Origin of the sequence: Larkinella terrae (assembly GCF_009668025.1) — a bacterium.
Classification (GTDB): Bacteria; Bacteroidota; Bacteroidia; order Cytophagales; family Spirosomataceae; genus Larkinella; species Larkinella terrae.
Genome location: NZ_WJXZ01000014.1, coordinates 770,304 through 792,677 on the forward strand (window position 1 = coordinate 770,304; position 22,374 = coordinate 792,677).

The 22,374-nt window shown below is 53.5% G+C and carries 14 protein-coding genes; 12 read left to right on the forward strand and 2 right to left on the reverse strand.

What is annotated here, in order from left to right:
- Positions 1-33 precede the first annotated feature (33 nt).
- A complete protein-coding gene (locus tag GJJ30_RS24950) occupies positions 34-915 on the reverse strand; it encodes a hypothetical protein (protein WP_154177897.1) in 882 nt (293 codons plus the stop codon).
- Positions 916-1,378: 463 nt separating this feature from the next.
- On the opposite strand from GJJ30_RS24950, the gene GJJ30_RS24955 reads away from it, so the two are divergent.
- The 11 genes from GJJ30_RS24955 to GJJ30_RS25005 all read left to right on the forward strand — a co-directional run bounded on the left by GJJ30_RS24955 (position 1,379) and on the right by GJJ30_RS25005 (position 18,218).
- Entirely contained in the window at positions 1,379-3,019 is a 1,641-nt protein-coding gene (locus tag GJJ30_RS24955; RefSeq protein WP_229313403.1) for a pectate lyase family protein, read from the forward strand.
- A gap of 87 nt (positions 3,020-3,106) precedes the next feature.
- Positions 3,107-6,253 carry a DUF6298 domain-containing protein gene (locus GJJ30_RS32605; protein ID WP_205880610.1) on the forward strand — a complete coding sequence of 1,049 codons (3,147 nt, stop codon included), beginning with the start codon at positions 3,107-3,109 and terminating at the stop codon, positions 6,251-6,253.
- Positions 6,254-6,327: 74 nt separating this feature from the next.
- Complete coding sequence (locus GJJ30_RS24965; RefSeq protein ID WP_154177898.1) at positions 6,328-8,160, forward strand: sialidase family protein; 1,833 nt, start codon at positions 6,328-6,330, stop codon at positions 8,158-8,160.
- A gap of 27 nt (positions 8,161-8,187) precedes the next feature.
- Positions 8,188-8,892 (forward strand): DUF3826 domain-containing protein, encoded by a 705-nt coding sequence (locus tag GJJ30_RS24970; RefSeq protein WP_170299271.1) that lies wholly within the window; start codon positions 8,188-8,190, stop codon positions 8,890-8,892.
- A gap of 50 nt (positions 8,893-8,942) precedes the next feature.
- Positions 8,943-10,076, forward strand: coding sequence for a sialidase family protein (locus GJJ30_RS24975; protein WP_154177899.1), 1,134 nt, complete (start codon positions 8,943-8,945; stop codon positions 10,074-10,076).
- Positions 10,077-10,089: 13 nt separating this feature from the next.
- Positions 10,090-11,238: an iron-containing alcohol dehydrogenase gene (locus tag GJJ30_RS24980; protein ID WP_154177900.1), complete on the forward strand. Its 1,149-nt coding sequence runs from the start codon at positions 10,090-10,092 to the stop codon at positions 11,236-11,238.
- A gap of 8 nt (positions 11,239-11,246) precedes the next feature.
- Entirely contained in the window at positions 11,247-12,161 is a 915-nt protein-coding gene (locus GJJ30_RS24985; protein ID WP_205880611.1) for a dihydrodipicolinate synthase family protein, read from the forward strand.
- Positions 12,162-12,180: 19 nt separating this feature from the next.
- On the forward strand, positions 12,181-13,236 hold the full coding sequence (gene pdxA, locus GJJ30_RS24990) for a 4-hydroxythreonine-4-phosphate dehydrogenase PdxA (RefSeq protein WP_154177902.1): 1,056 nt from the start codon (positions 12,181-12,183) through the stop codon (positions 13,234-13,236).
- A gap of 1 nt (position 13,237) precedes the next feature.
- Positions 13,238-14,365, forward strand: coding sequence for a four-carbon acid sugar kinase family protein (locus tag GJJ30_RS24995; protein WP_154177903.1), 1,128 nt, complete (start codon positions 13,238-13,240; stop codon positions 14,363-14,365).
- Between the two features lie 16 nt (positions 14,366-14,381).
- On the forward strand, positions 14,382-16,019 hold the full coding sequence (locus tag GJJ30_RS25000; RefSeq protein ID WP_154177904.1) for a sodium:solute symporter family protein: 1,638 nt from the start codon (positions 14,382-14,384) through the stop codon (positions 16,017-16,019).
- A 159-nt stretch (positions 16,020-16,178) separates the two neighbouring features.
- Entirely contained in the window at positions 16,179-18,218 is a 2,040-nt protein-coding gene (locus GJJ30_RS25005) for an aceric acid hydrolase (RefSeq protein ID WP_154177905.1), read from the forward strand.
- A 73-nt stretch (positions 18,219-18,291) separates the two neighbouring features.
- Here GJJ30_RS25005 and GJJ30_RS25010 read toward each other — a convergent pair whose 3' ends face one another.
- Positions 18,292-20,646 carry a DUF5703 domain-containing protein gene (locus GJJ30_RS25010; RefSeq protein ID WP_229313405.1) on the reverse strand — a complete coding sequence of 785 codons (2,355 nt, stop codon included), beginning with the start codon at positions 20,644-20,646 and terminating at the stop codon, positions 18,292-18,294.
- Positions 20,647-20,781: 135 nt separating this feature from the next.
- Between GJJ30_RS25010 and GJJ30_RS25015 the strand changes: the two genes are divergently transcribed.
- A complete protein-coding gene (locus GJJ30_RS25015) occupies positions 20,782-22,287 on the forward strand; it encodes an MGH1-like glycoside hydrolase domain-containing protein (RefSeq protein ID WP_154177906.1) in 1,506 nt (501 codons plus the stop codon).
- Positions 22,288-22,374: the final 87 nt, after the last annotated feature.

Consider the following 22,374-nt stretch of genomic DNA (forward strand, 5'->3'; position numbering starts at 1 on the left):
CAGGGATTGACTTTTACAAAATTTTCAGCCCGGCTATTTATAAGTGATTGTGTAATAAAAGGTGCCCATGGCGCCCACCCGGGCGCTCCGTTGCGTCGGAAAATTAGCGGCATTCACACGCTGCGTCTCACTGAGTACTTTACCGCCGTTGCAACCGTATAAGGCGGTGCATTGCTGGATTGTTCGGTAGCGCAAATTATTCGTCGTGAGCGCATTATCCAGGCCCACCAGCCCGGTCACGTCCGCTACACTTCGGTTCGAAGTAGCTAACAGGGCGGCTAAAATCTGATATTCTTTGCTGTCGGCGAACACATTCTGGTTCTGGTCATATTCCTGATCAAGCACCTCAAAAAAGTGGTTGGGATTTTTCGCCTTATTCATCTTTGTTTCGGCTACGTAGTCCAGATGTCCCTGAGCATCGAGGAATAATTGACCTAAGGTAACATTGCGTTTTACGGGATATCCTTCCTGATCCAACTGAAAGCTCATTTTTTTGACTTCCCGGTTATTGACGAATAACTGAGCATTGACCGTTTGGTCCGCATACGTTAACACAAAACTCGCGGGCCTGATCTGACTCGTCCCAACCGAATCCAGGTCGTTGGAAATGGAGCTTAGGTTAATCCGGGTCAGGCGCTCATCGCTATACGTGAACTGGACCCAGGGTGTGCCACTCGTGGTCGAAGCACTCTGTAGATTGTCTTTAATCGACAGAAGCTGGTTCCGATCATTGTATTCAAACGTTGAGCGATAGACCAGATGAGCGAGTGTACCTTCGGCGTGGTAATCAATAAATGCCGGTAACATCAGGCTCTTCTGAGCCTCCTTATCAACCTTCGTCGATTCCTGACAGGAGGAAAGAAAGTAAACTGAAATCAATGAAAGCAGGGAGGTTAAACGAAATAAACGATTCATGAACACTACGATTTATGGTTTGGAAATAAAAAAGGGTAATCTGACTTGAAAACGGATTTGCAGAAGGTAACAATCCAGGATCGAACTTTCATTTATCTAACGACGAAGTGAAAGGTGAATGACAAAGGAAAGAAATCGTATTTTTTTAATTAACTCCCTTGGGCAGGAAGTAGTTAAAAATGAAAATCCTGGTTTCGAAAGTACTCCGGTTTCATTGGCATCAGCGTTGGAAAATTCCCGACCGGTTTTGCTATTTATCTACATGGCTGGGGAGGAACACCGGTCACGCGCCGGGCAGTGGCGAATGATAATATTCTATAAATTGCCGAGAAAATGATATAGGTATTGCCGCTTTTTTTAGCCTTATTTTGAGAAACAGTATAACAGGTAGCCATTGTGATTCTGATCAACAGGCAATGTTCTGTTTCTGAACACACTAGCTGCCTGATAGAAACCCTTTCAGATGAAAAAGCGACTTATTCCGGTACTTGTTTTCGGCGCTCTGCTCATGGAGCAGCGGTTTGCATTGGCTCAGTATCCGACCATTCCGGCGGATGTTCAGAAGCAAAGCGACAACCTGCTCAATGAATCCTACCGGCAGTCTAACATCGCCTGGCAAAAAGCCCTGCCGATTATCGAAAAAGAGGCAAAAGAAGGAAAACCGTATATTCCGTGGGCATCCCGTCCGGTCGATTTGCCGCAGGCCAGCATTCCGGCTTTCCCGGGTGCGGAAGGCGGTGGCGCTTACGCCTTTGGTGGGCGGGGCGGTAAAGTAATTGTGGTCACCAGCCTGGACGATCAGGGCCCCGGAACCTTGCGGGAAGCCTGCGAACAGGGCGGGGCGCGCACCATCGTTTTCAACATCGCCGGAATTATCAAATTGAAAAGTCCGCTGATTATCAGGGCTCCATACATTACGATTGCCGGTCAGACGGCGCCGGGCGACGGTGTTTGCATTGCGGGCGAATCGGTTTGGATCAACACCCACGACGTCGTGATTCGGTACATGCGGTTTCGCCGGGGCGAAACCTTTGTCGGTCGGCGCGACGATTCCATCGGCGGAAATCCGATCGGGAACATCATGATCGACCACGTGTCGGCGAGCTGGGGACTCGACGAAAACATGTCGATGTACCGCCATATGTATAATGACAGTACCGGCAAAACCGAGGACAAACTCGGCACGGTGAACATCACGATTCAAAACTCGATTTTTTCGGAAGCGCTCGATACCTACAACCACGCCTTTGGCAGCACGCTGGGGGGCGAAAACTGTACGTTCATGCGCAACCTCTGGGCCGACAACGCGGGCCGGAATCCGTCGATTGGCTGGAATGGTATTTTCAACTTTGCCAACAATGTGATTTTCAACTGGGTACACCGTTCGACCGACGGGGGCGATTACCGCGCGATGTACAACATGATCAACAACTACTACAAACCGGGACCGCTCACGCCGAAAGATTCGCCGATTGGCCACCGGATTTTGAAACCCGAATCGGGCCGTAGTAAATTGGGGTATCTGGTCTTCGGGCGCGCTTACGTGAACGGCAATATCTTGGAGGGAAATGAAAAAGTGACGAAGGACAACTGGGCCGGTGGGGTGCAGGTAGAGGATTGGCCGGATGCCGGGAAATACACCGCCAACATCAAATGGAACGAGCCGTTGCCCATGCCCAAGTTCACTATTTTGCCCACCCGACAGGCTTATGATTATGTGTTGGAAAACGCCGGGGCCACGCTGCCGAAGCGTGACCCGGTTGATAACCGGATCGTTGAGCAGGTCCGAACCGGAAAAATTACCTACGACCCCAGTGTAAAGGCGCCGGAAACGCAGTTCAAACACCGCCGGTTGCCGCTGGATTCGTACAAAAACGGCATTATTACCGATATCAATCAGGTGGGCGGCTATCCGGCCTATACCGGAAAACCGTACCTGGATTCGGACAAAGATGGCATGCCGGACGAGTGGGAAACCAAAAACGGCCTGAACCCGAAAGATCCTTCAGACGCCAGCCTGGACAAAAACAAAGATGGCTATACCAGCATCGAAGACTACCTGAACAGCGTTGTTCCGGTGCAGAAAGTTCGTCCGAGAACGTAAAAAAGTTGCCTCCAACCCCCTGAAGGGGATTTTGTCGGATTGTGAGAGCCCCCTGAAGGGGGTTGGAGGCATAAAGATCCTGAAACTGTGTTCAAGCCCATCCTTTTGATCGCCCTGCTTTCTTTGTCCCTCGCTCTGATGCGGGTGGGGGAGGTGCGTGCGCAGGGGAATAAAGCGGAGAAGCCCAAACCGGTGGCGCTGGGCACTAATGGCCGATTGATTTACACGGCAGATGAACAGGGAAACCGCATTCCTGATTTTTCGTATTGTGGATATCAGGCTGGTAACCAGCCTATTCCGGCTGTCGAGATTAAGGTTGTTGTGCCTTTTCGGAAAGGCGATGCGACCCGGCGCATTCAGTCGGCAATTGACTATGTCGCTAAGTTGCCGCTGAATCAGGACGGTTTTCGGGGAGCAGTTTTGCTGGAAAAAGGGATTTTTGAAGTTGCGGGAAGTTTGAAAATACGGGCGTCGGGCGTGGTTTTGCGCGGCAGCGGCATGAACGGAACAGCGATTTTGGGCACCGGTTTCAGCCGCGAAAACCTGATTACAATATCGGGACAAAACGACCGCCGTGTGGAGTCCGCCGTGCCGATCGCCGATTCCTACGTCCCGGTCAACGCGCAGAAAATCCGGGTGGCTAAACCGGCGGTTTTCAACGTCGGCGATTTCGTCCAGATTCGTCGGCCTTCCACCAAAGAATGGATTCAGAAGCTGGGAACGGATCATTTCGGCGGGGGAATTACGTCGCTGGGCTGGAAACCGGGTCAGCGCGATCTGTCCTGGGACCGCCAGATTACGGCTGTAAATGGTCCGGAATTGACCCTCGATGCTCCCTTGACCATGGCCCTGGATTCGGTTTACGGGGGCGGTGCGGTTTCCCGGTATGGGTGGTCGGGGCGAATTGCGCAGTCGGGCGTCGAAAATCTGCGGCTGGAATCAGCCTATAACAAAGCTAATCCGAAAGACGAAGATCATCGCTGGGTGGCGATTGGGCTCGAAAACGTACAGGATGCCTGGGTACGGCAGGTGGTTTTTCGCCATTTTGCCGGTTCTGCCGTGATCGTTCAGGAAACCGCCAAGCGGGTCACGATTGAAGATTGCCAGTCGCTGGAACCGGTTTCGGAAATCGGGGGAGAACGGCGAAATACGTTCCTGATTCGGGGGCAACAGGTTCTCTGTCAGCGACTTTACGCCGAATACGGTTTTCATGATTTTGCGACCGGTTTTTGCAGCGCCGGACCGAACGCGTTTGTGCAGTGCGAATCGCACCTGCCGTTTGGCTTCAGTGGCGGAATCGATAGCTGGGCGTCGGGCGTGTTGTTCGATGTCGTCAACAGCGATGGAAATGCCCTGCGGTTTTCCAATCTGGGCCAGGACGGCCAGGGCGCGGGCTGGAATGCCGCCAACAGCGTTTTCTGGCAGTGCACGGCCGCCCGCGTCGATTGTTATCAGCCGCCGACGGCTCAAAACTGGGCGTTTGGTACCTGGGCGCAGTTTGCCGGGGACGGTTTTTGGGATATGTCGAACGAGCATATTCAACCCCGCAGCCTGTATTACGCTCAACTGAAAGACCGTCTGGGGGATGCCATTGCCAACCGGACGATCCTGCTGCCGGTCGAATCCGAAGCCTCAAGCAGCCCGAAGGTCGAGGTGGCTGCCGCGTTGACGAAACAGGCTGCTCAGCCCGCGCCAACATTGTACGATTTTATCACGAAAGCCGGAACGCGTCAACCCATTCCAACGGCTTCCCGGGCGCAGTCGATCGATGCGATTGGTTTGTCGAAAGAACCGGTTTTGGCGAAGGCCGAACCCATGCAGATTCAGCACGGAAAGCTGGTTCACGGCAGTGCGTTGCTGACCGGTCGGCGGATGGAAGTGCCCTGGTGGAACGGCAGCGCACGGCCCTACGGACTGGCGAATGCCAAACCGCACATTACACGCTTTGTGCCGGGGCAGACCGGTCGCGGGTTGACCGATGACCTGAACGCGATGACCGATTCGATGAAAACCGATCACGCCGTTGCCATCGATCACAACTATGGGTTGTGGTACGACCGTCGGCGCGACGATCACGAGCGCATCCGGCGGATGGACGGCGAAGTCTGGCCCCCATTCTACGAACTGCCCTTTGCCCGCAGCGGCAAGGAAACCGCCTGGGACGGTCTGAGCAAGTACGACCTGACGACGTACAATCATTGGTACTGGAACCGATTGAAGCAGTTTGCCGACCTCGCCGACCAGAAATCGCTGGTGCTGATTCACGAAAATTATTTTCAGCACAACATCATTGAAGCCGGGGCGCATTACGCCGATTTCCCCTGGCGACCCGCCAATAACCTGAACAACACCGGTTTCCCGGAGCCGGTCCCGTACGCGGGTGACAAGCGGATTTTTATGGCCGAACAATTTTACGACGTTTCGCACCCGGTTCGTCGGGCCTTGCACCGGGCGTACATCCGGAAATGCCTGGACAATTTTGCGATGAATTCGAGTGTAATTCAGCTCATTGGCGCGGAGTTTACGGGGCCGCTGCCTTTCGTTCAGTTCTGGATCGACACCATCAGCGAGTGGGAAAAGGAAACCGGGAAGAAAGTGGTGGTGGGCCTGAGCACAACCAAAGATGTGCAGGATGCGATTCTGGCGGATGCGAAACGAACGTCGGTGATCGATCTGGTTGATATTCGGTACTGGCATTACCAGGCCAATGGTACGGTTTACGCGCCCGCCGGGGGGCAAAATCTGGCGCCCCGCCAGCACGCCCGCTTGCTGACGCCGAAGAAAAGCTCGTTTGGGCAGGTGTACCGGGCTGTTTCAGAATACCGCCGGAAATTCCCGGAGAAAGCCGTTACCTACGCAGCTGACGGGTCCGACGCGCTGGGTTGGGCGGTTTTGCTGGCGGGCGGCTCACTGCCCAACATTCCGCCCGTAAGCGACCCGCAGTTGCTGGCCGATGCCGCCCACATGAAACCGCTCGATTTGCCTCAAACCCCGGAAAATCACTGGGCAATGGGTGACGAAAAAACCGGCTACCTTCTCTATTCCGAATCGACAAATGCTGTTTCGCTGGATTTGACCAAGGTGACGGGCTTATTTTCAGTTAGTTACGTGAATCCAAAAACCGGTCAGGTTGCCAAATCGAAAGAAACGTTGAAAGGCGGCAGCGTAGTCAGTCTGAAAAATCCGACCGAAGGTGCGGGCATAATCTGGGTTAAACGAAGCAAGGGATTATGAACAGGAAGCGATTTGCCCCCAACCCCCTAAAGGGGGCTTTTAGAAAACTGATTAGGAAAGCCCCCTTTAGGGGGTTGGGGGCATTTTTATTCCTGTTCATTACCCACGCTCAGGCGCAGGATACTGTGCGCTTTGTCGGACAAACGCTTGCCAACGTCGATTACCACCACGGGCAATTGAGTCCGGTCGTGGGTGTGCACAATATCCAGGTTTTTCGGGCCAACCGCGAGCATCCGGAACTGGCCGGAGGCACCAACTGGACGTACAACCACGCGCCGATGCTGACGTACTGGAACAATTCGTTTTACCTGCAATACCTCAGCAATCCGGTGGGTGAGCACGTGCCGCCGGGCCAGACACTGCTGCTGACGTCCAAAGACGGGTACAACTGGTCGAAACCGGCGATTCTGTTTCCGCCATACAAACTGCCGGACGGCTGGAAAAAAACCGGTCGGCCCGAGGTCGCGAAGGATTTGTACGCCGTGATGCACCAGCGGATGGGCTTTTTTGTCGCGAAAAACAAGCGGCTTTTGACGCTGGCTTTTTACGGAATCGTGATGGGTCCGAAAGACGACCCGAACGACGGTAATGGTGTTGGCCGCGTGGTTCGGGAAATTTACCCGGATGGCAAGTGGGGACCGATTTACTTTATCCGGCACAACGCTTCCTGGGATAAGTCGAAATCGACCTATCCGTTCTACACCAGTTCCAAAGACAAGGGGTTTGTGGAAGCCTGCGCGGAGTTGTTGGGCAACACCTTGATGATGCAGCAATGGATTGAAGAAGCCGACCGCAACGACCCGCTGATTTCGCTCAAAAAAGATGTTAAAGCCTTCAGTTATTACCATTTGCCAGACAAGCGGGTCGTAGGATTATGGAAACACGCCTTGACCACCATCAGCAAAGATGAAGGGAAAACCTGGCTCTATAACCCGCTGCGGGCACCCGGTTTTGTGAACAGCAACGCCAAAATCTGGGGTCAGAAAACCGCCGATGGAAATTACGCGACGGTGTATAATCCCTCGGAGTTCCGCTGGCCGCTGGCGATTTCGACCAGCAAAGACGGGTTGAATTACACCAATCTGCTGTTAATCAACGGCGAAATTACGTCGATGCGCTACGGCGGGGCCTATAAATCCTACGGGCCGCAGTACGTTCGTGGGATCGAAGAAGGCAACGGAACGCCCCCCGGCACCGACCTCTGGGTGACGTACAGCATGAACAAGGAAGATATCTGGGTAGCGAAAATTCCGGTGCCGGTTACCGAAACCGTTACGACGCACCCGAACGAAACCTTTGCGCAATTGCCGGCGGGTGACGAATTGAAATACTGGAATCTGTACAGTCCGCTGTTTGCCACGGCAAAAATGGAAACGGTTTTGGGCGCGAAAGCGCTGGTTTTGCGGGATAAAGATCCGTTCGATTATGCCAAAGCCGAGCGCGTCATTCCCGATTCGAAGAAACTGGTGGTTGAATTCTCGATCGTTCCTCAACCGGTCGCTAAAGGCGGTTTGCAGATTGAATTTCAGGATGCGAAAGGCACGGCGGCCGTCCGGCTGATGTTCGATGCGGACGGGATTTTTAAAGCCAAAGTGGGCTATCGCGATTCGGAAATTCAGAAATACGAGTCCGGAAAACCGTACGAAATCCGGGTGGAGCTGGACCGCGACAAGCGGATGTTTACGGTGTTTGTCAACGGTCAATCGAAAGGAAACCGCCTGTTTTTTGCGCCGGTGGCATCGTTTCGGCGGGTGACGTTCCGTACCGGCGGGGTGCGTAGGTTCCCCGATGCCGATACGCCGACCGACCAGAGTTACGATTTGCCCAAAGCCGGTGAGCTGGATGCGGAGTCAGTTTTTGTGATTAAATCCTTTAAAACGAGTGCCTTGCAAAACCGGGTGGAGTAGTCGGGCCGAATTAACCCCACGCAGAACATGAAAAAGACACTAACATACGGTTTTCTGGCCGTCACGTTGGCGATGACAAAACCGGTTTTCAGTCAGGAACAACCGAAACCGCTTGCTTCGGCGGTGGAAACGAAGGCGAAAGCCGACGACGAGCAGGAAAAGAAAGCAACTGAATGGATTGCCTCCCTGAATCTGGGCGATGCCGGAAAGGAAAAACGACTGACGGAGGTGGTCGCAACGCATTTGAAGGCGGTTCGCGACTGGCACAACGAACATCCCGCCAGCACCGTTCCGGCGGGCATCAACCCGGTAACCGGCAAACCGCTGACCGAACTCGACCGGCAGCTCATCGCGGATTCGGCCATGCCCGAAACCGTGCATCAGGCGCTGATGAGCGGGTTGCAGCGGGATTTGGTTAAAAAACAGGTCGACGCCATTCTCGATAAATACACGATTGGAAAGGTGGCGTTTACGATGAATGGCTACCGCGCCATTGTGCCGAACATCACCGAAAAAGAAGAGGCCACACTTCTCAGTTTTATGGAACAGGCCCGCGAACAGGCCGTTGATTACAAAAGCATGAAAGAAATCTCGGCCATTTTCGAGATCTACAAAACCAAATCCGAGCAGTATCTGAACGCCAACGGGCGGAACTGGCGGGAGATGTACGCCAATTACACGGCGGTTCTCAAGGCCAAAAAAGCCGCTGAGAAAAAAGAAGCAACCAATTAATTTCTCTGTCTACCCGCTTTCAGCTTGTGTGTCGCGGAAGCTTTTTATCTATGATGAGAAAGAAACACTTTATTCTTCTGCTGATCAATTTGCTGTTGGTCAGCCCGGCATTTGCCCAGCTAGCGAAGTGGCAGTCGGGGCTGGTGATCGACGAATTCGTGGTCTCCAATCCGCCTTTCCCGGAAAGTCATGCGGCTACGATTGTAGAAACGCCGACCGGTTTGGTGTCGGCCTGGTTCGGCGGGACCAAAGAGCGAAACCCGGACGTGTGCATCTGGGTGAGTCGGCAGGAGAACGGAAAATGGTCGGCTCCGCAGAATGTCGCCAACGGGATTGTCAGCGAAACGCTGCGGTATGCCACCTGGAACCCGGTTTTATACCAGATTCCGAAGGGCGATTTGCTGCTGTTTTACAAAGTTGGCCCAAGTCCGGCAAAGTGGCAGGGCTGGCTGAAGCGGTCGTCCGACGGTGGGCGCACCTGGTCGGCGGCTCAGTCGTTGCCCGAAGGCTACATTGGGCCGGTGAAGAACAAACCGGTTTTGCTCGCCAACGGCAACCTGTTCTGCCCGTCGAGCACGGAAGGCGACGGCTGGAAACTGCACTTTGAAGTGACGTCGGATTTTGGCAAAACCTGGCGGAAAGTGGGGCCGATCAGCGACGGCAAAGGGCTGAATGCCATTCAGCCCAGCATTTTGTCGTACGGAAACGGAAAACTCCAGATTCTGGCCCGGAGTAAAAACCGCGCCCTGATCGAATCCTGGTCGACCGATAACGGCGAAACCTGGTCGCCCCTGGCGAAAACCGCCCTGCCCAACAATAACTCGGGCACCGACGCCGTGACGCTAAAAGACGGTCGGCAGGTGCTGGTTTATAACCACGTGTTGCCGCCCGGCGAGCTGGCGAAAGGGCCGCGGACGCCGTTGAATCTGGCGGTTTCGAAGGATGGCAAAAGCTGGTCGGCCGCGGTCATTCTGGAAGATTCTCCCATCAGCCAGTATTCGTACCCGTCGGTGATTCAGACGAGCGACGGACTGATTCACGTGATTTACACCTGGCGTCGGCAGAAAATCAAACACGCAGTGATTGATCCGGCCAAATGGAAGCTGAAACCCATCGAAAACGGCGTCTGGCCTGCGCTGGAAGGGTACGAAGCGCCCGTGGCGAAGGAAGGTGCGAAAGAGTAGGAACAACGAGAGAATGATACAGGAGTTAACGATACATTTCCCCGGAAAACTGGTTTTTGGCAAAGGTTCGCTGAGCAATCTGGCTGCGGAAGTGCAGCAAGGATCGCCCGAAAACGTGTTGCTGGTGACGATTGAACCGTTGCTGGATTCGTTGCAAAATCTGATCGAAGTACTGGAAACCAGTCGGATACGGGTTCAGGTTGACACGAGCATTGTACAGGAACCGTCTTTCGCGGATTTCGGGAAGTTGATGAAAACCGTCAAACCGTTCAACCCCGATGTGGTGCTGGGAATCGGTGGCGGAAGCGTGCTGGATGTCGCCAAGCTGGTGGCCGCCCAATTGGAAAATGAGCAGACTTTACCGGAAATGGTAGGCATCGGGAATCTGAGTGGTCGACGGAAAAGACTGATCTGCGTTCCGGCGACTTCGGGGACCGGCAGCGAGGTGTCGCCCAACGCCATTCTGGTGGATGAGTCTGACAATCAGAAGAAAGGAATCATCAGCCCGTTTCTGGTGCCGGACGTCGTCTACGTCGATCCGCTGCTGACGCTCAGTGTGCCGTCGGCGATAACGGCGGCTACCGGAATCGATGCACTGACGCATTGTCTGGAAGCGTATACGAACAAATTTGCGCATCCTTTCATCGACCTATATGCGCTGGAAGGCATGCGGTTGATTGCCGCCAACATCGTTCAGGCGGTGCAGAACGGAGCAGATGAGGAAGCCCGGACGCAGGTGGCAATGGGAAGTTTGCTGGGCGGTTTTTGCCTGGGACCGGTGAATACCGCCGGTGTTCACGCGCTCTCGTATCCGCTGGGAAGTCAGTTTCACCTGGCCCACGGTCTTTCCAACGCGCTGTTGTTGCCCTACGTCATGGAATTTAATACCCCGGCAGCCGTGGGGCGGTATGCGCAGGTAGCGATTGCGCTGGGTTGCGGGCGCAGCAGTACGGACGACGAAACGGCTGCGAACGGTATTCAGAAAATAAAAGAACTGATTCGGGACGGCGGTATTCCGGCCCGGTTGCGCGACGTCGGTATTCCGAAGGAAGCCATTCCGCAGATGGCGGACGATGCGCTGAAAATCACCCGATTATTGAAAAATAACCCGCGCGAGATCACCCGCGCGGATGCGATTACCATCTATACAGCTGCTTATTAGCTATGAGTATGAACAAGAAATACCGGGGTGTTGTGGTCCCGCTGGTGACGCCCCTGACGGAAGCGTTTCGACTGGATGAAGCGGCTGTGGAACGCATCGTTGCCAACCTGCAGGCCAACGGGGCCATGCCGTTTGTGCTGGGAACAACGGGCGAAGCAACGTCCTTGCCGTTATCGGTCAAGAAGGCTTACGTGAAAAAGGCCGCGCGGCTGAAAACCGCCGATACGGTTTTGTACGCGGGGATTTCGTCCAACTGCCTGGAAGAATCAGTCGAGTTTGCGAATTACTGTTTTGATCTGGGCGTCGATGCGGTGGCGGCTACGCTGCCCTGTTATTATACCTTGTCGGAAAGCCAGATGAAGCGGTATTTTGAGCAATTGGCCGACCGGTTGAATGGCCCGCTGATCATGTATAACATCCTGGCAACCACGCGGATGTCGATTCCGGTTGCGGTGATCGACGACCTGAGCTATCACCCGGCCATTGTCGGCATCAAAGACTCCGAGCGGAACGCCGACCGGCTGACCGAATCCCTGAATCTGTGGGCCAACCGCCCCGATTTCAGCCATTTCATGGGCTGGGCGGCCCGCTCGGCGGATGCGTTGCTGGCCGGAAGCGACGGACTGGTGCCCAGCACGGGCAACCTGATTCCGGTCATTTACCGTGACATGCTGAAAGCCGTTGAAGAGGGTGACTCGGAAAAAGCGTTCTACCACCAGAACCAGTCGGATGTGTTCGGCCACCTCTACCAGTCGGGGCGCACGCTGGGCGAATCGCTGTGGGCGCTGAAAGTGCTGATGCAGGAATACGGTTTTTGCGGCACGACCGTGATGCCTCCCTTGCAGGCCCTTTCCAAATCCGAAGAAACCCAGTTAAAAACCGCCCTGGCCGAAGTGCTGGTGAAGGAGGAGATACAGTTTTGAAAACCGTAAACTTCTAATTATGAAGAACGAACATAAACCAGTCATCGGAATCACGATGGGTGATCCGGCGAGCATTGGGCCCGAGATTGCGGTGAAAGCGCTGCTGAATCCGGCGATTTACGAGCTGTGCAACCCGATTCTGGTGGGCGATGCGGGTGTTTTTGAGGACATTGCCGCCCGTTTGCAACTGGATGCGGTTTTTAGGGTTGTCAGGTCGGTGTCGGACACTGCCTTTCAGTTCGGGATAATCGACGTGTATGATCTTGATAATGTGGATCTTGCGCAATTACAATTCGGGGAAATCTCGGCGATGGCGGGGGAAGCCGCGTTTGCCTCGGTGAAAACCGTGATTGAACTGGCACTGGCTGATGAAATCGACGCGACGGTGACGGGGCCAATCAACAAAAAATCGATCAACGAAGCCGGGCATCATTTTGCGGGACATACCGAAATCTACGCCCATTACACGAATACGAAGAAATACGGCATGTTACTGGTCGAGGATCGGCTGAAAGTCATCCACGTTTCGACACACGTTTCGTTGCGGCAGGCCTGCGATCTGGTCAAGAAAGACCGGATTCTGGAAGTGATCGAATTGCTGCACAACGGCCTGATTTCGTTGGGCGAAACCAACCTGAAAATCGGTGTGGCAGGATTGAATCCCCACGCGGGCGACTCGGGTTTGTTCGGAACGGAAGACGACGGGGAAATTCTCCCGGCGGTGGAAGAAGCCAAACGACGCGGTTTTGATGCAGAAGGCCCGGTTCCGGCCGATACACTGTTCTCCAAAGCCGCCACCGGTTATTACGGGGGTGTAGTGGCGATGTACCACGATCAGGGCCACATTCCGTTCAAGCTGACCGGTTTCAAATGGAACGCCGAGAAGAAACAGATGGACAGCGTCAAAGGCGTGAACATCACGATGGGGCTGCCGATCATCCGGACGTCGGTCGATCACGGAACGGCGTTTGAAATTGCCGGAAAAGGCGTCGCGAGCGCGGATGCGATGATTCTGGCGATTGAATCGGCGGTGCAGCTGGCGAAAAACCGGCGGAAAAACCTGCAACCTGCGTAAGATGATTGCCGTAATCGCCGACGATTTTACGGGAGCCGCCGAGCTGGGCGGAATTGGGATGTCGTTCGGGTTGGAGGTCGAAATGGCCATGTCGGTCGACCTGCGATCAACGGCGGATTTGCTGGTGATTACCACCGATTCGCGCTCGGTTTCGGAGGAAGCGGCCGTTCAGAAAGTGACCGAAATTAGTGCCGATTTGCAGGCGATGAAACCGCACCTGATCTACAAAAAGATCGATTCGGTGTTGCGGGGGCACGTTATAGCCGAAACGATGGCCCAACTGCGGGTTTTGAACGTGCCGAAAGCGCTGCTGATTCCGGCCAATCCAGCGCTCGGACGAACGCTGGTCGGTGGGCATTATTTCGTCAATGGCAAACCGATTCACCAGACGCATTTTACCGACGACCCGGAGTTTCCGGTCACGGAATCGGACGTGCTGAAGCGGTTTCGGGGAAAAGCCGATGCGGTTTTTGTTCGTTCGCAATCGGAGCAATTACCAGACGACGGAATCGTTATTGGAGAAGTCGCAAAACCGGCGGATTTGTCGGCCTGGGTAAATCGGATCGACAACCGGACTTTAGTAGGGGGTGGTTCCGGTTTTTTCAGCGCCATTCTCGCGTCCGAACACCCGTCAAAAGCCAGCGCAACCGAACCGGTGAAATGGGGAACACGCTGGCTTTACGTGTGCGGAAGTGCGTTTGGCGAGCGTGTTGAACTGGTAAAAAAAGCGGCAAATACTGGTTATTCAGTGTATTACCTGCCCGAACAGGCCGCTGATTTTGACGACCACGACTGGGTATCGGGAATGGCAACGAGCCTGCAACAATCGAAACCGGTGTTGCTGGCCATCGACCCGATTCGGGTCCAACGTTCGGACGCGCTGCAACTGCGAACGGCGATGGCCAAAGCCGTCAAGGCAGTTTTGGAAAAGACAGGAGTTCACGAACTGGTAATCGAAGGAGGCTCCACGGCCTCGGCGGTGTTGCAGGAAAGCGGGATTACCAGACTGATTCCAACGGAAGAACTGGCAACCGGCGTTGTTCGGAGTGTTGCCATCGGAAAAGTAGATTTGCATGTTACCGTAAAACCGGGAAGCTATCGCTGGCCATCGGGATTATGGCCATTTTGATTAATTCCTGAACCGAATGCTGAACACGAGCCTGAGCATAATCGATTACCTGATTATCGGTATCGTATTGATAGTCAATCTCTATTTCGGGTTACGATACGCCCGAAACCAGCGGACGACGGAAACGTATTTTGCCGCCAAAGGTCGGGTTCCGGCCTGGGCCATTGGCATGTCGTTGCTGGCAACCCTGATCAGCAGCGTGACGTTTCTGGGCTACCCGAGCGAAGGCTACTCGTCGAACTGGATTTTGCTGGTTCAGGGCCTGATGGTGCCGGTCGTTTTGCTGGGGACCATCTGGTTTATCGTGCCGCTCTACCGCAAAGTCATTGGCCTCAGTACCTACGAATATTTCGAAAAACGCTTCGGATCGCTGGCCCGGTATTACAGCTCCATTGCCTTCGTTCTCAGGCAGTTCTCGTCGATGGGGACGGTTTTCTTTCTCCTCTCGGTCGCCCTGACCAACATGACCGGCGCTGATACGTTTTATATCATTCTGATCGTCGGACTGATCATCATTACCGTCAATTTGCTGGGCGGGATCGAAGCCGTCATCTGGCTGGATGTGTTTCAGGGATTCATGCTTTTTGCCAGTGGCATTCTCTGTCTGGCGGTTATTGTTTTCTCCGTGAAGGGCGGTTTTCCCGAAGTAATTGAGGTGGCTTCCGCGAACAATCGGACCGGTTTTGGCCCTTATGATCTGGATTTTACGAAACTGACGTTCGTCGTCATGGTGATCAACGGGATGTTCTACGCCATTCAGAAATACGGCACCGACCAGACCGTCGTGCAACGCTACCTGACCGCCAAAACCGATAAAGCGGCCATCAAAGCGTCCATTCTGGGTATTTCGCTGACGGTGCCGGTCTGGGCGCTGTTCATGTTCATCGGAACCGCCCTGTTTGTCTATTACCGGCAACAACCGCTGCCTGCCAATTTGCGACCCGATGCGGTTTTTCCGTATTTCATCATGACCAAATTTCCGACGGGTGTCGTCGGGTTCATTCTGGCTGCCATGATTTCGGCCGCGATCTGCAGCCTGAGCGCCGACCTCAACTCGCTGGCGGCCGTCGGGCTGGAAGATTTTTACAAGAAATGGCGCCCCGCCCGTACTGATCAGGAATATTTGGCTGTCAGCAAAACGATTGTTGTCATTTCGGGGCTGATCGCCATTCTGATCGGAGCCATCTATTTGCGGGCTGGTAATGAGGGCGTTCTGGGTATTGTGTTTACGTTGTACGCCATTTTTTCCGGCGGTATTGTCGGCATTTTTCTGCTGGGTATTTTCAGTGCGCGTGCCAACCGGCAGGGCGTCAACATCGCGATTGTGGTCTGTATTCTGTTCACGGCCTACGCGTTTCTGACCTCCACGAAAATCGGTTATGGCAACAACTCCGAACGGCTGCTCGACCTCGGTGCTTACAATTTTACCCATCACAAACTGATGCTGGGCGTGTACAGCCACCTGGTCGTAATTGGCGTTGGCTACCTTGCCAGCCTGTTTTTCCCGAAACCAACGCTGGATAAAAATCTGCTGTACAGCGGCTGGCGGAATGGCAAAACGGATCAGGCTGCAGAAAAAGAGACTGGCAAAACGGTTGCTTTTTCAGGCGCAGGAAGGCAGGACCAGACGAAAGCAGGTAATTATAAAGTTTGATTTATTTCTCGGGTATTCCAATTGAGTGAAATTCTTAATTTATTGTAAATGCCTGTTTTATAGTGTGTTAATTCAATTAGTGATGGTTTGATTCTTGAAGGATCTAAGCTAATAACCCACGGTTCAAACCGTGGACTGCAATTCAAAATATCTATCTCAATGACTTTACATAAACCGTTTTTGCGAAACGCCTTCGTTTTTTTAGCCGGAATAGTTGTCACTTTTACCACGCACGCCCAGCCCAAAGCCCTGGTCAATACCGCGCAGAGCAAGTTCGTCCGGTTGCAGGGCGTTAACCTGAATGACGTACAATGGACGACCGGTTTTTGGGCCGACCGGTTTAAGGTTTGCCGCGATTCGATGGTGCCGCATTTGTGGAAAACCTACACCGATGCGAACCTGAGTCATTCTTTCGAGAACTTCAAAATTGCCGCCGGACTGGCACAAGGGAATTTCAAAGGTCCGTCGTTTCACGATGGCGATTTCTACAAAACGCTGGAGTCCGTCGCCGGAATGTACGCGATTACCCGAGACCCGAAGCTGGATGCGTTGATGGATAATGCCATTGCGGTGATTGGCAAGGCGCAAACGCCTGAGGGCTACATTTATACGAAAGCGATTATCCAGCAGAAGAAAACCGGTGAGAAGAAAATGTTTGATGATAAGCTGAGTTTTGAAGCTTATAATTTCGGGCATTTGATGACGGCAGCCTGTGTGCATTACCGCGCCACGGGCAAAACCACCCTGCTTGACATTGCAAAAAAAGCGACCGGTTTTCTGATCGGTTTTTACAACAACGCCACACCCGAACAGGCCCGCAACGCCATTTGTCCGTCGCACTACATGGGCATCATTGAAATGTACCGCACCACCCGCGAACCCAGTTACCTGGCGCTGGCCCAGAAACTGATCGACATTCGGGGCCTGACCGAAGGCACGGATGACAACTCCGACCGGGTTCCATTCCGCAAAATGACCAAAGTTATCGGACACGCGGTTCGAGCGAATTACCTCTTTGCGGGCGTCGCCGACGTCTTCGCCGAAACCGGTGACAGCACCTTGCTGTCGACCCTGGATCTGATGTGGGACGATGTGATCAACCGCAAAATGTACGTAACCGGAGGCTGCGGGGCTTTGTACGATGGCGTGTCGCCCGAAGGTACTTCGTATAAACCTGACACGGTCCAGAAAGTGCATCAGGCGTATGGGAAAGCCTACCAGCTGCCCAATCATTCGGCTCACAACGAGACCTGCGCCAACATTGGCAACCTGCTCTGGAATTACCGGATGCTGCAAATTACCGGGCAGGCTAAATACGCCGATGTGATGGAACTGGCACTGTATAACAGCATTCTGTCGGGCATTAGTCTCGACGGTAACCGGTTTTTTTACACCAATCCGCTGAGCGCGTCCGACGATTATCCGTACCAGATGCGCTGGATGGGCGGGCGTCAGATCTATATCAGTAAGTCAAATTGCTGCCCGCCCAATACCGTACGGACGCTGGCCGAAGTGAGCAGCTATGCCTACAGCGTATCGGATAAAGGGCTGTGGCTGAATCTGTTCGGTGCGAACCAGTTGGCAACGACCTTGAAAGACGGCTCGGCCATTCGGCTGACGCAGGAAACGGTTTATCCCTGGGACGGCCTGGTCAAACTCCGGCTGCAACAGGTTTCGGCCAAACCGTTTTCGGTGTTTGTCCGGATTCCGGGCTGGTGTCAGGGCGCGATGATCAAAGTGAATGGCGTGGCGGTTTCGTCGGTGATTCGGTCGGGCGAATATGCCGAACTGAACCGGACGTGGAAAGCGGGCGATCAGGTGGAAATCAATCTGCCAATGCCGGTCAAACTGATCGAAGCCAATCCACTGGTTGAAGAAACCCGCAACCAGGTCGCGGTGAAACGCGGGCCGGTGGTCTACTGCCTGGAGTCGGTCGATAACCCGGCTAACAAGCTGACCAGTCTGGCGCTTTCATCCAAAAACAACCTGAAACCGAAGCTGATCAGTATCGAAAACAGCGAAATGATGGCACTGGAAGGGGCGGCCCAACGCGTTGATAACCGTTCGTGGACAAATCAGTTGTACCGCGAATTGTCGGACAACGGATCTGCTTCCACAACTGTCCGGCTTATTCCTTATTATGCCTGGAGCAACCGGGGACATTCGGAAATGTCAGTCTGGATTCCGCTGGTTCGGTGAAAACTGCCCCAACCCCCTACAGGGGCTTACAGCATCCAAATTTTTAGCCCCCTTCAGGGGATTGATGGTAGCTTCATTTTAGCATATTCACAATATCTTTCCGACGGGATTCTGGGATTACGGTCAAAGATTCCAGTTTCCCATTTTTCAAAACCGCTTCCACTGTTGTGTTATACGGCGCGTGGAGTTTGACGTGAACATCCCAGTTTTTGGGCCAGGCCGGAAACAGGTAGATCTTTTTACCGTCGGCCTGCAACAGCATTTCCTGCAGACCAATTTGGCCCGAACCGCCCCAGTTGTGGTCGGGTGTCCAGTCAAAACCGGGCCCCCAGAAGGCGGGAAACCGACGGCCGGAATTACCCAGCTTCAGTAGCGTCAATCGGGCGGCTTCGTCGGTCAAACCCAGCCGGGCTGCAAAAATATTGTCCTGCTTCCAGCCAATGTGACTCCGAAATTTCAGCGCATCCCGGTCGAACCGGTACGTATTGAGCGCGGTATCCAGGCCCGGTTTTCCAATTCCATAAATACCCCACGGAAAAACCGGGTAGAGTTGGGGCGTCTCGACATTGTTGATCCGTTCCCAAAGCTTGGCGGGCGCAATCGTCGGGTGGCCATCGAAGGATCGAAAGCTGAGCGGAGGAATCCGGTTAAGCATTTGTTGCCAGAACGTCCGTTTTTCGCTGGTCAAATAGGAGTCGGGCAGGTCCAGCAAACGCGTCAAAACCGTACGCAGGGCCGCAATCGTGGACGACGCATTATAGGTCATTTTGTAGGTTTCGGCGGCTGATCCCGGATACAAAATCAGTTTGTTTTCGCCATCGAACGCCTTGCTGCCCCGTTTTTTCGCCAGGTATTGGTAGTGTTCATTGAAAAAAGTCAGGCAGCTTTCGATAAACGGAATGTCGCCCGAAATGTCTTTTCCGGCGTAGCGCTCGGTTTCGAGCATCATCAGACAAAACTCCAGAACCGTATCCCACTCGTATTCGAGCCAGGCGTTGTATTCCATGCCTTTGTCGTAACCCGCCGGGCGTTTCCAGCCATATTCAGCGGAGTTGGGCAGTCCAAAATTCTCGATCTGTTCCGTAAAACTTGCGCCCTTGTGTTGCCAGTAAACGACGGTCCGTAACTCGGCGGTTTTCAGGCTGTTCCGGTAAAAATCGAACTGCGGTTTCATCAATTCCCAGTCGCCGGTTTTCAGCATCGGCCAGTAGACCAGCCGCTGATTCTGAGCCGTATGAATGCCCCCGCCCCAGTTGCGAAAATCGGGCGTGAACCGCATCGACGAGTCGATCAGCGAGGGGTCGTAGGTAAACAGGCCGCCGTTGAATTTGGTCGGGTAGGTACCGAACGCGTTGCAGCCCAGCATGTACCGGAACAACTGATAATTTCGCGCTACCTGCCATTCCGGCGAATTCGGGGCGGTTTCGACGTAAATGAAACTTCTCGCCCAGAAGTCGTTCCACCAGGTTTGCGTCCGTTGCTGAGCGGTTTTTGCCGACGAAACTGCTTCCTTTTTTACAACTTCCAGCCTTTTTTTCCACTCTTCGACACTCGCTGCCTGAGCTGTATGGAGATGAAGAACCAGTTCATGTTTCCGCGCAGCGGTTTGGCTGACCAGTTTCCAGCCCTGAAATTCCGTGTCAAGGTACTTGCCCTGATAGGTTCCGGCCGGTTTTAGTCCGCTGCCCGACAAGAGCCCGCCAAACGTCAGATTGGTTAACGGATTAAACAGTTGATTTTTAACGCTATCCAGCCCCTGCTGCTGGACGGTTACATCGAAGGCCGAGCGTTCGGGGCCATTTCGGTGGTAAAAAACCAGCGCGTCGTTGTTGAACCGGATCTCGTCTTTTAATGTCTTGACCTCGCCCTGCGGAGCCCATTTATACGAATTGGCGTTGTTTTCCCGGCCTTTTGTGACGCGATCGACGTGCCTCCAGCTTTCAAAAGAGGCTTCAGTTTTGACGACCTTGCTGGCAGTAACATCGACGTGAATTACTGGTCGGAACACATCGACCCAAACCGTGATCTGTGCCGAAAAACCGGAGCGGGCCCCGGTGATCTCGATGTGACCTTTGTTCAGCACCAGTTCCTGTTTGAATGTATCGCCCGATTCAAAGGGATTGGGCGAGAGCTTCAGCCGAACGCGCCCCAGTTTCAACAGCGTATTGTTGTGATCGAAGGTGCCGCTTCGGGCCACATAAAACAGCAATTCGCCGTTTTCCACCCAGACATTTAACCCAATATCGCCCCCGCCACAGGGCATCGATTCGGATGAGTTTTTACTCGGACTGGTCCAGATTTCGTTGTATTGATTAAGCGAAACGGATTGCGCTCGACTAATTAATAAGCTGCTGAAAAACAGAGTATTGACAAGCAGGAGTGTGGCTATGGACCGGTTTCCGGAAAAGCGGGCGATGGACTGGCTCAAGGCTAATATGGTATAATTATGGGGAAAAATAATAGAGAGTTGCGTCAAATTTACAGACTAAATTTGTGAAGATACGGTCTAAAACGGGCAATGATAAATTTTAGAAAGACAGCAAAATGGGGGTGGTTGATCGGAATGTTGCAGGTAACGATTTGCGCGGCTCAGCCAGCCATTTTAACCACGACTCCACTTAAGAAATACGTAACGTATTTTAATTCCATCGACGGTGAAGCCGTGAAAAACTACGTTCCGAACGAACAGGCGTTCGACTGGCTTTCCCGGAATATTCCGCTCTTCGATTGCCCCGACTCGACGTTGCAAACCGTCTATTACTACCGTTGGTGGGCGTTTCGGAAACACCTGAAACAGACGCCCGAAGGCTTCCTTTTTACGGAATTTATCACAAAAGTCAACCACGCCGGGAAATACAATGCCGTCAGCAGTGCGCTGGGCCATCACATCTACGAAGGGCGCTGGCTGCACGATCCGCAATACATCGACGACTACATTGCGTTCTGGCTGTACGTCGATCCGAAGCACACGGCACCCCGGTTTCACGCGTTCAGCAGTTGGGTGGACGATGCGGTTTACAACCGGTTTCTGGTCAACCTGGACCATTCCTTCATCCGGAAAAATCTGACAGCTTTGGATGCTGATTACCGCAAGTGGCAGCAGGAGAGGCAGTTAGCGAGCGGTTTGTTCTGGCAATTCGACGTACGGGATGCGATGGAAGAATCCATCAGCGGTTCGCGAAAAGAGAAAAACCGACGCCCGACCATCAATAGTTACATGTACGGCAATGCCAAAGCGTTGGCAGAAATGGCGGTCATCGCTAAGAATGATACGCTGAAAAACCGCTACCGGAAGCTCGCAACGGAACTGAAAAAACTGACGCTGGATAGCTTGTGGAGCGAGGATGCCCATTTTTTTGAAGTGAAATCCGGGAAAGGCGGTTTTGCGAATGCCCGCGAAGCCATCGGGTTTATTCCGTGGTACTTCAACCTGCCTGACGACAGACCGACGTATGCGCAGCAGTGGGATCAGTTGACCGATACGACCGGTTTTTCGGCGCCCTGGGGGATTACGACGGCCGAGCGTCGCCACCCGCTTTTTCGCACGCACGGGTCCGGTCACAGTTGCGAATGGGATGGTGCGGTCTGGCCGTTCGCGACGACTCAGACGTTGAAAGGCTTGTCGAATCTGTTGACCAACTATCGGCATCAGGCAAGCATGACCAAGGCGGTTTTTTACGAGGAACTGCTGAAATACGCGCGTTCGCACACCATGAACGGAACGATTTACCTGGGTGAATACCAGGACGAGAAAACCGGTGAATGGTTGAAAGGCGACAATCCACGCAGCAAATTCTACAACCACTCCGGTTTCGCCGATCTGATTATCAGTGATTTAGTTGGATTGAAGCCCCGGGCCGACGACGTGCTGGACATTCGGCCGTTGGTTCCCGATCAGTGGGAGTGGTTTTGCCTGGACAATGTGAAATACCACGGCAAAATCCTGACGGTTCTGTACGACAAAACCGGCAAACACTACGGAAAAGGCAAAGGATTCCGGGTTTTTGCGAACGGAAAAGAAGTAATTCGAACTGCAAGAGTGGAAGCGGTTTCCGGAAAAAGACTTTAGAAACGGTTCTTTCTGTAAGTAGTCTAATCGAACATTTTAGAAGACTTTTGAGGCCCGGCTTTTACTGCATCTTGCTTGTGACTTAGT